At 60.5% G+C, this 12935-nt stretch carries 10 protein-coding genes and 1 pseudogene; 10 read left to right on the forward strand and 1 reads right to left on the reverse strand.

Annotated elements, in window-relative coordinates:
- Positions 1-7 precede the first annotated feature (7 nt).
- The 6 genes from JN531_RS17480 to JN531_RS16855 all read left to right on the forward strand — a co-directional run bounded on the left by JN531_RS17480 (position 8) and on the right by JN531_RS16855 (position 5228).
- The gene (locus tag JN531_RS17480) at positions 8-487 is read left to right on the forward strand and encodes a prepilin-type N-terminal cleavage/methylation domain-containing protein (protein ID WP_366522461.1); all 480 of its coding nucleotides are present in this window, start codon (positions 8-10) and stop codon (positions 485-487) included.
- The gene (locus JN531_RS16845; RefSeq protein WP_228350067.1) at positions 484-1668 is read left to right on the forward strand and encodes a type II secretion system F family protein; all 1185 of its coding nucleotides are present in this window, start codon (positions 484-486) and stop codon (positions 1666-1668) included. The genes JN531_RS17480 and JN531_RS16845 overlap by 4 nt, the downstream gene beginning before the upstream one ends.
- Positions 1661-2206 (forward strand): type II secretion system protein, encoded by a 546-nt coding sequence (locus JN531_RS17485; protein ID WP_366522458.1) that lies wholly within the window; start codon positions 1661-1663, stop codon positions 2204-2206. Before JN531_RS16845 ends, JN531_RS17485 begins: the two co-directional genes overlap by 8 nt.
- A complete protein-coding gene (locus tag JN531_RS17490; RefSeq protein WP_366522459.1) occupies positions 2203-2727 on the forward strand; it encodes a type II secretion system protein in 525 nt (174 codons plus the stop codon). The genes JN531_RS17485 and JN531_RS17490 overlap by 4 nt, the downstream gene beginning before the upstream one ends.
- Before the next feature lie 16 nt (positions 2728-2743).
- On the forward strand, positions 2744-4123 hold the full coding sequence (locus tag JN531_RS16850; RefSeq protein ID WP_228350068.1) for a type II secretion system protein: 1380 nt from the start codon (positions 2744-2746) through the stop codon (positions 4121-4123).
- A gap of 427 nt (positions 4124-4550) precedes the next feature.
- A complete protein-coding gene (locus JN531_RS16855) occupies positions 4551-5228 on the forward strand; it encodes a hypothetical protein (protein WP_228350069.1) in 678 nt (225 codons plus the stop codon).
- Positions 5229-5347: 119 nt separating this feature from the next.
- Here the strand turns inward: JN531_RS16855 and JN531_RS17530 are convergent.
- Positions 5348-6493, reverse strand: a pseudogene (locus JN531_RS17530) (trypsin-like serine peptidase); the annotation flags it as partial.
- A gap of 419 nt (positions 6494-6912) precedes the next feature.
- Between JN531_RS17530 and JN531_RS16865 the strand changes: the two are divergent.
- The 4 genes from JN531_RS16865 (at position 6913) to JN531_RS16880 (ending at position 12906) form a co-directional block, all read left to right on the forward strand.
- Positions 6913-8421 carry a hypothetical protein gene (locus JN531_RS16865; protein WP_228350071.1) on the forward strand — a complete coding sequence of 503 codons (1509 nt, stop codon included), beginning with the start codon at positions 6913-6915 and terminating at the stop codon, positions 8419-8421.
- 158 nt (positions 8422-8579) lie between these two features.
- Positions 8580-11900 (forward strand): Calx-beta domain-containing protein, encoded by a 3321-nt coding sequence (locus JN531_RS16870; RefSeq protein ID WP_228350072.1) that lies wholly within the window; start codon positions 8580-8582, stop codon positions 11898-11900.
- Positions 11897-12604: a hypothetical protein gene (locus JN531_RS16875; RefSeq protein ID WP_228350073.1), complete on the forward strand. Its 708-nt coding sequence runs from the start codon at positions 11897-11899 to the stop codon at positions 12602-12604. The genes JN531_RS16870 and JN531_RS16875 overlap by 4 nt, the downstream gene beginning before the upstream one ends.
- Positions 12601-12906 carry a hypothetical protein gene (locus JN531_RS16880; RefSeq protein ID WP_228350074.1) on the forward strand — a complete coding sequence of 102 codons (306 nt, stop codon included), beginning with the start codon at positions 12601-12603 and terminating at the stop codon, positions 12904-12906. The genes JN531_RS16875 and JN531_RS16880 overlap by 4 nt, the downstream gene beginning before the upstream one ends.
- Positions 12907-12935: the final 29 nt, after the last annotated feature.

The following is a 12935-nucleotide window of genomic DNA, read 5'->3' on the forward strand; positions in this document are numbered from 1 at the left end:
ATACATGATGCACCGCAATCAATCCGGATTTACATTGCTTGAGGTCCTAGTAGTGGGATCGCTGCTACTTGTGCTTGGGGCAGGAATTGCTCGTCTGGTTGGGGGCGGCCGAGCATCTGCCGACGCAACCAGGGGAGTTGCATTGGCGACGGGGCAAATCCCTGATGCTTTGGGGCGCTTTTTCTATGACAACGGCCGAACCTATGCCGGCATAACGACGGGGTGGAAGCCGACTCTGACTTCTCGCTACCGGCTGCCGCTCAACATGCCGTGGGGTGGGGCATGGACAATCGAGTCGGCAGCACCAGGTGGCGACCCTACGGCCATTCGCATGCGGTTCCCGTGTGTACAGCATCGACTTGGATGTCAGGACTTTCTTGAGGGGATTCAGGCACGCGATGTTGCGGGCGATCTGATATCGGTTGTGGCGGGCGTTGGCACGCCAATCACATCGATTGATGTTACCTATTCGAGGCCGCGGACATGAGCGTCGTTTCTCCGTACAAGATCAGGTTCATCGACTCGGCCGGCGAGCTTCACTCGCGGACTGTGGAAGGGCGTTCGGAGCAAGAAGCCTTGACAGTAAGTGGCATACCGAAAGGGCGTGTACGCTCCATTGGTCTGGACCGAACCCGCGAACTGATTGGCAGATTCAGCTCACGAGCTCCCAGCCTTGAGGTGCAGGAGAACGTCATCATGCTCTTTGCCCCGGCTGTGAAGGCTGGGCGCCCAGTATCGTCGACGTTCGACAAGATCGTGTCCGGGTACGCGAAGTTCAGGTCGAAGATGCCTCAGGTGCGACGGGCTGACAGGATCAGCGACAAACTGAGGATTCTGAACTTCGATAGCCAGGTTGTATTGATTGCGGAGATCGGCGAACGAACGAACATGCTGGGGGAGGTGCTCGGTGACCTGGTTAACGACCTTAGGCAGCGTTCTGAGATTATGGGTGCCATGTATCGGGGGATGATCCCCGCGGTGCTGACCTTGCTCTTCGGCATGCTTGGTTTGATCGGCCTTCCGCTCTACATGGGCGACGAGTTAGCAACCTACGTCGATACTCCAGGAATGAAGTTCGAGAACAACGCGGCTACGGACGCGCTGATTCTCGTGGGGAATGCACTTCCACTGATATGGCCGATCCTGATCGGGATAGCGGTGGCCATTTATGTATTTCGCGGTCCCATCTGGACTGTCGCGCGGCATCTTCCGCTTCTGTCGAGCATTGAGCACTACCTCAGCATCCTTCGAGCCTACGGATTCGTCTCGGCGTTTCTCCCGCTGTACTCACGGAATGTTTCGGTGAATGAATCGATCGCCCTTCTCAGGCAACGGGCGGTTGGGAGAACCAAGCGTCTGTACGCCGCTATTGAAGATGGCCTTTCGCGCGGGGGATCGATTGCGTCTGCCTTTGGTGACGACTCAGGGTGGTACGAGGGTCTCCGCTTCAGCATGCAGGGGTTCTCCGAGGTGCGAGATGAGGACCGCCCGAAGATCCTGGAACATCTGCGGCCATCACTGATCGAGTCGTTGCGTCGCAGCTCAGCGAAGGTAAACACGTCGATTATGCTAATCGGCCTGTTGTTCGGCGTAATCAGCATCACAACACTCGCGTTTGGCATGTTCTTCCCCATTGCTGGCATGTCACCGGATACCGTTTATGGGTAACCGTGGCCACAACGGATTCACGATGGTTGAGCTGCTCACTGTATTGGCGATCATTGGGGTCTCCGCGGCAGCGGCAGTTTCACTGGCTCGTGGGAGACTTGAGCAAGGACACTTTGCCAATACAGTGGTTCAGGCCGAGGCAGTTGCGAGGGTTGCGGACAACTATCAGAGTCGGGTGTTGAGTTCGGCACCTGTAGGGGCGGGCACTGTTCAGAGAACCTATACCTACGCAGCAGACTTCGCGAGCTGGGAACCAAGCGCAACCCTAGCGGCTGTGACTGGTGTGCCATTGGCGGCAGAGACACGATACGGAACGGATATCGAGTTTCGAGCTGCCGGCTTCGTTGCTGAGGCTCGCTTCGTGGTGCCTGTTGACCAAGCTGCGCGAATCACGATCGGAGGGAACAATCTGCGAACTGCGGTCGACGGCAGCGGGAACGTCACGGTAGTTGTTCAAGTCGAACGTCTCGCCAGTGGTTACCAGACCCTCAGAGCCAGGGGACATCGAGCGGTGCTTATGACGGAGGAGACACGATGAGCCCAGGTTCGAAACGTCAGAGTGGCTTCACCTTTCTCGAACTCATCGCAGTAGTGGTCACCCTCGGAGTTCTGGCATTTGCAGCCTATATTGCAGCGACAGGAACCAAGGCTGAGGCCGAGATCAGCGATGGCACGCGATTTATAGTTGCCAACGCCAGTAGCACTCTTGGGCAGGTGTATATGACCACGGATGGCTCCTACAATGTTTTGAGGGGAGCGAGCTTTGATCAGACGGCTTCCCGAAACGCTTTGATTCAGAGGGGGATGCCTCGTCAATTGCCTTGGGGTCAGGAGTGGGTCGTCGTAGACATCCCCGCGGGCGCACAGAGCGTCACGGTCGACTGGCGATGTTCAGCACTGCGTCTCACCTGTGAGGATCTCCGTGCCGCTGTACAGGCGCGTGTTAGTGCCGACCCTCTTGCGCACACGAGCGTCGGGGCTCGAGGTATCCAATCGGTGGGTCTGGAGGGCGCTGACGACACGGAAGCTGTCCGAGTTGTCTATGGTCGCCCAAGCTAGCAAGCGGAGCACGAGAATGAACATGACCAAGTATCGCAGCCGCGGCTTCACCTTGATCGAGGTGCAGGTCGCACTCCTGATCGCAACGGTGGGGACATTGCTATTGATCCCGAGCTTCTTCGAGCGGGCTGAGAGCAAGGTCGCCGACAGCGCGATTCATCAGATGTATACGGTTGGCGATGCATCGGTACGGCACAGTCAGGATCTCGGAACCTTTCCTGATGAAGCCAATGGCTGCGCCGGAGCGATCGATACTCTCATCGCGTCGGGATACCTGGTCGGGTTTCAGCAGCGGGGTGGAAACTACGTCACCTCATGGGGGAGCCCGATTGTGACTTCGTGCACTGCGCTCCGAATGGACGTCACCAATTCGGCGCCGGAAGACCGGTGGGCCCAGAAGATGGCCAATACCCTTGGGTCCGCTAGCATCACCGGAACAACAGTGACAACCAGCTTCTCGCGGTCGACGATCAATGACAATCAGTACCTGTTCCGCGTGGCTGTTCCGGGTCAGCCAGAGAGAAACCGGATGGAAACAGATCTCGACATGAATGGATTCGACATTCTGGGGATCGAGACGGTCAACGCGACTACGGTGAACGCGACAACGGTGAATGCTACAGACGTTGCCGCCACAACTGTCGATGCGGATACGGCCAATCTCGACACGATCAACTCAATCACGATCGTGAATGACGGGAACATCCGCACTGACACGCTGAGTGTAGATACCAGCGTCACGCTGGGTGCAGACAGCACGTTGACCGGAGGAACCAACACGGTGATCAGCAATACAGCGCCTGGATCTCGGACAGAGACGCTGGCGCTGCGATGGGGCCCAGATGTGCCTGGGGGCCTTTACAGTGAACTGGAGTCGTCGAGTGGAGGGATCGAGCTCGGGGGAACGAACGCGACATCAGGGTTCACTCAGCCGTTCATAGATTTCCATTTCTCCGGGCTCACCGAGGATTACAACAGTCGGATCGTCGCCGATGCCAACGGCAGGCTATCGATCGAGACGTCTGTTCTGCGCGTCGACGGTGACGTTGTTGTTGAGGGCGCTGCAGTTGCAGACGAGTTCGCGCTTGCCGGCGGGGTGAACCGCCGTCTTGGTTCGTTTCTCGGTGACGCTGCAATCATCTCTGTGGATCCGGCAGGCGGTGTAGCGAACTACGTGCCCAAACCGACGTGCGGAACTGGCCTATCGCCAAGGATCTTTACGGTTCCAAGCGGCTGGGCGGCAGGCCCCGTTGCCAAGCCAATCGGGTTGACAGATGCTTTCGCGCGCGATCGTGGAGCGAGCTGGGAGGTATTCCTGCAGGTGCTGACCGAGGACGGGTTGGCCACGCCGGCTCCCGGGTTCGGGAGAGTGCAGGTGATTACGCAGTGCGGGTGAACTGACGCTCTGCCTCAGGATCGGGCCGGCTCATGCCGGCCCTTTTTGTTGGTGAAGGGTCACTCAGCAGTGAGTGTCGGTATACCGACATCGATGATGATGGATAGGCGTGCCAACCGAGATCTGGATAGTGCGAACGATTAAGCATTGTTGAGTGAGGAGCCCCTACCATGTCGGTATACCGACACGGTAGGGGTGCTCACTTTCGCTAGGGTCCATGTCGGTATTCCGACGTTGACAACGTGCCCCATTCAGCTTGATGGACCAGACGAGTCAGGTCTTTGACCTCGCCGATTCCTGATCGCGCCTCCGCCGGATGCCGGCTGCGAGTAGAGCTGGCACGAGAGCGAATAGCCCGACGGACCCGCCACCACCACCACCATCACCAGGCGCCGGCGTCGGCGTCGGCGTTGGAGTCGGCGTCGGTGTGGGCGTCGGAGTCGGCGTCGGAGTCGGCGTGGGCGTTGGCGTCGGAGTCGGAGTCGGCGTCGGAGTCGGCGTGGGCGTCGGCGTGGGCGTGGGCGTGGGCGTCGGAGTCGGCGTGGGCGTCGGTGTGGGCGTGGGCGTGGGCGTCGGTGTGGGCGTGGGCGTCGGCGTGGGCGTCGGCGTTGGCGTTGGAGTCGGCGTCGGAGTCGGCGTGGGCGTCGGTGTGGGCGTCGGCGTCGGAGTCGGCGTCGGCGTCGGAGTCGGCGTGGGCGTCGGCGTTGGCGTTGGAGTCGGCGTCGGAGTCGGCGTGGGCGTCGGTGTGGGCGTTGGCGTCGGCGTCGGCGTCGGCGTTGGAGTCGGCGTCGGTGTGGGCGTCGGAGTCGGCGTCGGAGTCGGCGTCGGAGTCGGCGTGGGAGTCGGCGTGGGAGTCGGTGTGGGCGTCGGTGTGGGCGTTGGCGTCGGCGTCGGCGTTGGAGTCGGCGTCGGTGTGGGCGTCGGAGTCGGCGTCGGAGTCGGCGTGGGAGTCGGTGTGGGCGTCGGCGTCGGCGTCGGCGTCGGCGTCGGCGTCGGCGTCGGAGTCGGCGTCGGCGTCGGTGTCGGTGTCGGAGTCGGCGTGGCAGCAGGTCGACTATCACTCGTTCGCGCGGGGCCGAGTACGGCTGACGCTCCGCCGTCGTAGGTCACTGCCATGCGCTGGGCGAACGCAAAGCAGCCGTCGTCATTGAGGCCAGTTCCAAAGTGAGTGCCAATCAGTCGATCGGCGACAACGCCAGCGCCGGAGGCTCCGCTAGAGGTTCGCCCCATCACCATGCGCACCTGCCACCCGGGGATGGTGCCGTCGGGGGTAAAAATGTTGAACCGCTTGACCTGATCACCAAACGCATATTGCTGGGCTCGCCCACCGGCATGGTGAACAATCTCAGCTGTGGCTGGGATCACATCTGTGGCGTCATAGCCCTTCAGGATGGCGCCGGCGGCAGCCGGTGGGTTTTCGTCCAAGCGCAGGAGGAGTCCGTCTTGTGCCTCGGCAACGATCGAAGCGCCATGCACCTGGCCCTTGTTGGTGGCAAAGAGATACGTTTGCAGCTCGTTGCCACAAGGGGTGAGTGAGCCGAACACCGTTACAACCTCGCTGGCAGGAGCGTCGGCGCAATGGGCTGCGGTGAGGACGTAGGGGATCTGAGATCCGAGGCTGTCGGCGACAAGCGTTCCTGAGCATTGGGAGACGTTGCCGAAGAGCACTACGACACTGGATGGATCGGCCGTGCCACCACTTTGGCAGGCGTAATTGACGATCTCCGGACATGAGGCCGCTTTGGGCTCGGCTTGGGCGCTCATGGAGAAGGTGCCTGTGTTACCGAGCTTCCCGCTTTTGGCCAAAGGGGCGGGGGCCACATTCGCAGCAGGCTCACGAAAGCCGACCTGGAATGACCCGATGAAGAAGCGAAGGTCGGCGAGCCGCTGTGAGGGCACCAGCAGTTCAATCGAGATCGTGGTGGCCGGCCGGTGCAGGATCCAAAACTGACCCTGGCGTGTGTCCTCGGGGCCATAAGTCTTGTCGAGATCGGGCTGCATAGGCAGCCTGATGGACATCGAGCTGCCTTCAGGCAAATAGATGTCTTCAATGTGGGCGCCGATGGAGATGCCATCCGGAGTAGAGACCTCGAGGCTCCAACGATGCATGCCGTTGGCCAGCTCCATCCAAGCCCCATCGGAAAGCGCTACCGGGGTACCAACGTTGTGCGCAAACCGAGCCTGGGACTCGTCGAAAGACTTGTCCAATGGCGCCGATGGGAGTGACAGAACTCCAGCGCCACTGATCAGATTTAGGGGATCGACATGCGGAACCTGGCTCCCGACGGGAGAAGGGGGCTCGACCGATCCAGAGCAGGCAGCCAGTGCGATGGCACTGATTCCCAGGGAGACCACGAGAGCTGAGTTCATGGGACTGCTTTTGTTGGTGTTCACGGTGTTATGAGCAATTTCATCTAAGTGACTAAGTTCGGAGCCTGCACGGCATTTGCCTAGACGGCAACCAGGTGCACCTGAATCGTGGAAATGGTCACCGGCACGGTCTAATCCACCATGAAGCTCACAACCGCCGCTCTATTCACGGCCCTGATGATGCCGCTGGTCGCTGTGGCGCAGGGTAATTCCTCCCGATCGCCGGAAACCCTGCGGCTGAGCCGCGAAGACGGGGCGATTGAGCAGCGCGAATCCCGTGTTGATCTCTCCGCCTTTCGGGGATCAACCCTCGTTGGGCGCGATAGCGCACACGCCGGGAGCTTGCCGCCTGCGACCTATGCGCCTGAGACCCGGGACCCGGGCGAAGCGATGTCACTCATCACTGCTGGAGATACCCCATGAAGCAACTTTCATTCGCTGCGCTGATGGTGGCCGCGATGATGCCGGCCGCGGCTTATGCCGAGCGAGCAGCGATCGATCCATCCGTGATGCGCGGATCAATCCTCTCGGGCAGCGACTCAACGGGCGACGAGCTCCCAGACGCAACCTATGACCCCGGGGCGGGTGGGGGCTTCATCAATCCGGAGGACAACGATGGTGGTGGTGGCGGTCAAACGTCAATGACCGTTGACCTGGCAGCAGATGCCGCCCGATACACCGTCAACTACGATTCGCCCGCGCGAGTGACATGGACCTCCACGGGGGCAGCGTCATGCAGCAATCCCGGTCAATCGCTCTTCAACGGAAACAGCCTGAACGGAAATAGAATCCTTGGCGCAGCTGCGGGAGAAAGATCATATACGTTCACTTGCTTTGATCCTGCCGGAGTCAGTCGCAGTGACACTGTCACAGTGACCGGCGTGCTACCACCAAGTACAAGAGTGGAGTTCATCGGTGGGGGTGTAGTTCGAAGCACGGTGAGCGTCTTCTCAAGCATTGTGACGAACCCAAACTTCCCTCCAATCGCTCGCCGAAACACTCCATATACCTACAGAGTTGTTGATGGAGAGGGATTTCTTTGCCGGGCTTCTGGCGCTGGAGTGTCAAGTGAATGGTCAGGGGTCACGAATCAATTCCAGTACTCCCAGATACCTTCATCTGGAACGGTAGTACCAGCTCAAACGCCAGTGCCCGGAACCAATCAAACGATCGCCTGCGGTCGATTTACAGAGAGGTCGCCATCGACGATCGTCGAGAAAGGCTTCATACCGGCCCACATGCGCGTGATTGATCGACTCGGGTTTCCAAGTCCTGGTGCAAGTATTGATACGCCATACGTGACCTTCGAGGCCCCGAGATACGCGCGTCCGAATACCTGCAGTGTCAGCTTCAATGGACAGCCTGCAGCGTTTCAGTACATCCCGGTAACCTTGGATGGTTCGGAAACAATGGACGGAATATCGGGATCCATGGTGGAGCTGTTGGAAGGCCAAGTCGTCGCTCCGCATGTGAGTTCCTCCATCGGGGAGCGAAATTACTCGATTGATGCCACTTGTACTGACGTATTTGGTGATAGCAGCACTATCAGTTCAAGCGTTCGAATTCGCAATCAAGCGCCACAGCTGGCGATCGACAACTCGGCTGCGGATCGTCTCTACCTTCTGGCGAATGGCATCGCGAACTATCGGTCGGTTGACGGCATCAGCGCCAGAATGCCATCTGGACAAGCAAACCAATCCCGTTGCTCATTGAGTGTAAACGGCGTTGCGCAGTTCACTGACAGGGCCAATGGTGGGTTCGGCGCCTTCCTTGACAACGACATGATCGCTGGAGGCTCAATTACAAATCAGCGGGTGCAGGCATGGTCGGTCCCAAAGAATCAGCTGCCGACCGGGCCGGTAAGCGTTCAGGCGAGCTGCACGGACATTGATGGGACGCACACTCTTTCGACTTCAGTATCGTTGTGATGTGAATCCGGCGCCCAGATGATGTTGACGCTAGTCGCACGTCCGTGACGCCGCCAAGCGTTGGACAAAGGACGGGCAGAGGCCCGTCCTTTGTCATTCTGGGCCCTGCGGGGGGCAGGCACGTCTAAAGAGCTATCACTATCAAGTGGGGTTCTCACGTGCGCATTCATTCCTTCATCGCTGGCGTAGCATTGCTGACCAGCTCCGCCGCCTGGTCGCAGACGATTCAATTCGCCAAAGGCACCTTCGCTGTCAATGAGGGGGCCGGCACGCTGAGCGTGGAGGTCGTACGGTCTGGCAACCTGGTCGGAGAGTCCTCTGTCACCTTCTCAACGTCTGGCGGCACTGCTACAGCCGGCGTTGACTTCACCGACATCAGTGGACGCCTCCTGTGGGCGAGTGGCGATGGTGCGTCGAAGGCGATCTCGATCCCGATAACTGATGATGGCCTGTCTGAAGGTGACGAAACCTTCGGGGTCTCGCTATCCGATCCGACGGGCGCCGTTCTTGGAGCAACCAACTCGGCTCAGGTAACGCTGGTCGACAATGATGGTGCCCAGTCGGATTCGAGCATCCAGTTCATCAAGGGTTCGTATTCGGTGAGCGAGAGCGGCGATAGTGTCGAGATCAGTGTCGTTCGGCAGGGAACGCTGACCGGCGCCGCCGCGGTCGGTTACTCCACGGCATCTGGCACCGCTACCGGCGGCAGCGACTTTGTCGAAACCTCTGGCTCATTGAGCTGGGGGGCGGGGGAAGGCGGCGCAAGGAGCATCACGGTCGAGATCGTGAATGACGAGCTCAACGAGCCGACGGAGGAGTTCACTGTTCAGCTCAGCACCGCAACTGGTGCCGTGATTGGAGCGCCGAGCACCGCCTCGGTGCAGATCGGCGACGATGATGATCCAACGCTGCCGACGGCCGTGGCGTTCTCGAAGGGCGCTTTCACAGTCGACGAAGGGTCTGGGACGGCCTCGATTGGAATCGTGCGCACCGGTGGGCTGACGGAGGTGAGCAGTGTCAGCCTTGTTGTCACAGGCGGGACTGCCACGTCGGGACAGGACTTCCAGGATGCTGGGACAACCGTCGTCTTCGCATCTGGAGAGGGTGGGATCAAATCGGTGACATTGCCGATCGTCGACGATGGGAATGAAGAGCCGGCCGAGACGGTCAATCTGCAGCTTGTCGCCCCGACGGGGGCGGCGCTCGGGTCACCTGCCGGCGCGACGCTGACGATCCTCGACAACGACGGAGCAAATGCGAGCAGCCAGGTTGGGTTCGTTGTTGGCGCGTTCTCGGTCAGTGAAGACGCGGACTTCATAGAGATTCCGGTTGTACGCACCGGCACCCTCACCAGCGCCGCCAGTGTCGCTTACTCCACTCTCAGTGGAGGCGCCACCGCTGGCAGTGATTTCCAGAATGTCGGCGGATCACTCCTCTGGGCGGCCGGCGACGGACAGGCGAAGATCATTCGAGTCCCGATCATTGCAGACCAACTTGGCGAGGGGGACGAGACCTTCCAGGTTCGTCTCTCAAGCCCGGGCGGTGCGCGGCTCGGAAGCATCCCGGAGGCAACGATCACTATCCTTGATGACGAAGGTGGCGTGACACCGGCTATCAGCTTCGTGAAATCGCGGATCGGTGTTTCGGAGGGCGCCGACGAGGCCGTGGTGGCGGTTCTGCGCACGGGTTCCGGAGCAGGCCCGGCATCTGCCAGCATCTTCACTTCGGGTGGCACGGCCACATCCGGAGCCGACTTCGCTGATACTGCGGAGACGGTCTCGTGGGAGAGCGGTGAGGTCGGTGTTCGCCTGATTGCGATCCCGATCATCGATGATGCCGAGATTGAGGCACTTGAGACGATCGTCCTCGGGTTCGCCGGGGTAGCGGGTGCCCAAGTTGGCGCGATTGGATCGGCAAGCATTGAGATCCTCGACAATGACGTTGTCCCGACCGGGGCAGCGGTTCAGTTCGTCGCAGGCGCGGTGTCAGCGTCGGAGTCCTCGGGGACGGTGGAGATTACTGTCGTTCGCAGCGGCGACGCGATACTTCCAGCTTCGGTGAACTACCGTTTGGTCGGGGGGACCGCCAAGCCGGCGATCGACTTCCTCGACGCGGCGGGCGTCCTGCGCTGGGCCGCGGGCGATAGCGAGCCGAAAACAATCTCAATCGGCATGATCGACGACAGCGAGGTCGAAGGGTCCGAGATTCTGACGGCTGTGCTCGAATCGCCCGAAGGCGCCGGTCTTGGAGTCACATCCAGCTCAGTGATATCGATTGTCGACGACGAGACGGTGTCGGCTGGGGAACTGCGATTCGCTAGCCCGTCGCTCACGATCTCGGAAACTGCTGGATCTGCCACCTTGACCGTCCGGCGGGTCAATGGAAGTGCGGGTGCGGTGGAAGTGAGCGTATTTGCTGAGGGAGACACGGCCCGTTCAGGGATCGATTTCACTATGCCCTCGACGGCCGTCTCATGGGCTGCCGGCGATGTGGAAAACAAAACCCTGGTGATCCCGATCATCGACAACAGCGATCGGGATGGCGACCGGCAGTTCCGTGTACTGATGTCGGAAACGCTTGGTGGAGCGGTGGTTGGTTCCCCATCCGAGGCTCTGATCACGATCGTCGATGATGAAGTCGATGCTCCAGGACAGATTCAGCTGGTGGAAACCAGCCTTGAGGTCAGTGAAGGCGGTGGTCAGGCTCTGATCTTCGCTGAGCGTGTTGGTGGTTCCGCAGGTGCGGTGTCTGTGCAGTTCGTCAGCAATAGCGGATCCGCATTGGCTGGCCAAGACTTTCAACAGACGCAAGGAACCGTTGAATGGGAGGATGGGGATGCTGGCACTCGCGTAATCGCCATCCCGCTGATCGATGATGCTCTGAACGAGGGTTCGGAGACATTCCAAGTGGTGCTTGCTGGGCCGACAGGTGGGGCGAGTTTGGTAGCCGGACGTGGATCGGCGGCAGTCAGCATTCTCGACGATGATGGGCAGCGAGGCGCGCTCACGCTGTCCGTCAACCAGTCAACGGTCGACGCTGATGCCGGGTTCGTACGCGCTGTCGTAACACGCTCCGGCGGTGCCTCTGGCACGGCGTCAGTGCAGGTTCGCGCGATCGATGGCTCCGCGATTGAGGGGACAGATTATGTGCTGGGAGACAGCGGGATTGAAACGCTGACCTGGGCGTCCGGAGAGGCGGGCCCCAAGGTGGCCACCATCTCGTTAGTGGCCGGAGAGCCAGGCTCCGCCCCGAAGAGCTTTTCGGTGTCGCTCCAAGGGGGCGAGGGAGCTGTTATCGACGGGGGCAGCAGCCTCGTGACGATCACCATTGGATACCCGCGCGCGCCAGAGAATACGGGCGTCGGCGCCGGCGGGCTCGGCCTCTGGGGCCTGGCGCTTCTGCTCGCCCTTGTTGGCCTTCGGTGGAGCCAGGCGCATAAGCGAGGTCAACGGGCGAGAACGATTCGGAGCGCACCATGAGCCCCGACCAGAAGTACGGTCATGATGTGCCTGTCCGGACGACGGCTGCCCTCGTTGCGGCTGGATTCTGTTCCGCCACGATTCTGTGGGGGCTCCTTTTCGCGGTGTACAGCAGGTTGGAGACGCCGGGGACCTGGTTGAACAGCGCCGAAATGGAGTATCGGCAGGCCTTGACGATCGCGGCGCTACAGGGCAGCTACAGCTTGTTCGGCTCTGGCGACGAAGGAGGGGCCGCGCTGGGCCCGGTTCGAGGGATCGTGACTGAGCTGCCAACGACTGCCACCTTCCGTCTATTGATGAAGTGGTCCGATGCCGATCTGGCGAGCGGACAGATGCGATTGAGGGATCCTAACCCTGACTACATGCCCATTTCGGAATCACAAGAGCGATTCAGAGAGCTCAATGAAGCACAGATGGCGGATACGGCGAACGGCCTAGTGGTCGAGGCCAGTGAGGCTGCGTCGTTTATAGCGTTGATCGCCGGCGCGCGCGCGGAAGGCGGCTGGGTTGATGACCGAGCGGTTAGGGCCGGGCTGTTTGCGCTACATAAGAAGGCGCTGAGACGCGCGGTGCTTGCACCTGTTGCACTCGCGCACCCAGGATTGCGAGTCAAGTGCTCATTGGCGGGTGGGGCGGGGTGTCCGGACCCCATCAATCCTGAGCTCCTGGAGCCTTGGATTGAGGGAGGGGGGCTTTCACGATGATGATGGCTTCCGATGCTGGCAAAGTGGCCTACATGGTGGCGTTTCATATTGGATCATCGGTCACCGCGGTGATGCGGCTCGCTTGGCGCGTGACCCAAGACGTCCTGATCGGCTTGCCCCTGCTTTCGTTTTGGTGCGCATCGATCGTGTCCATAGCTGAGCCGCAAGTTCTGGGGCACCTGATGCAGGAAGGTGTCCCTGCGGAATTTCTGAGCCATTGGCTAGTTTGGGGCAGCCTCCTCATCGCCTTCATCGCGACGCCATTTCGGGTCGGCTATGGTCGCGGGGTTGCGGGGGGCTGAGGTATCCGTAGGACTGAGGGCCCACGGAG

The organism is Flagellatimonas centrodinii (assembly GCF_016918765.2).
Classification (GTDB): Bacteria; Pseudomonadota; Gammaproteobacteria; order Nevskiales; family Nevskiaceae; genus Polycyclovorans; species Polycyclovorans centrodinii.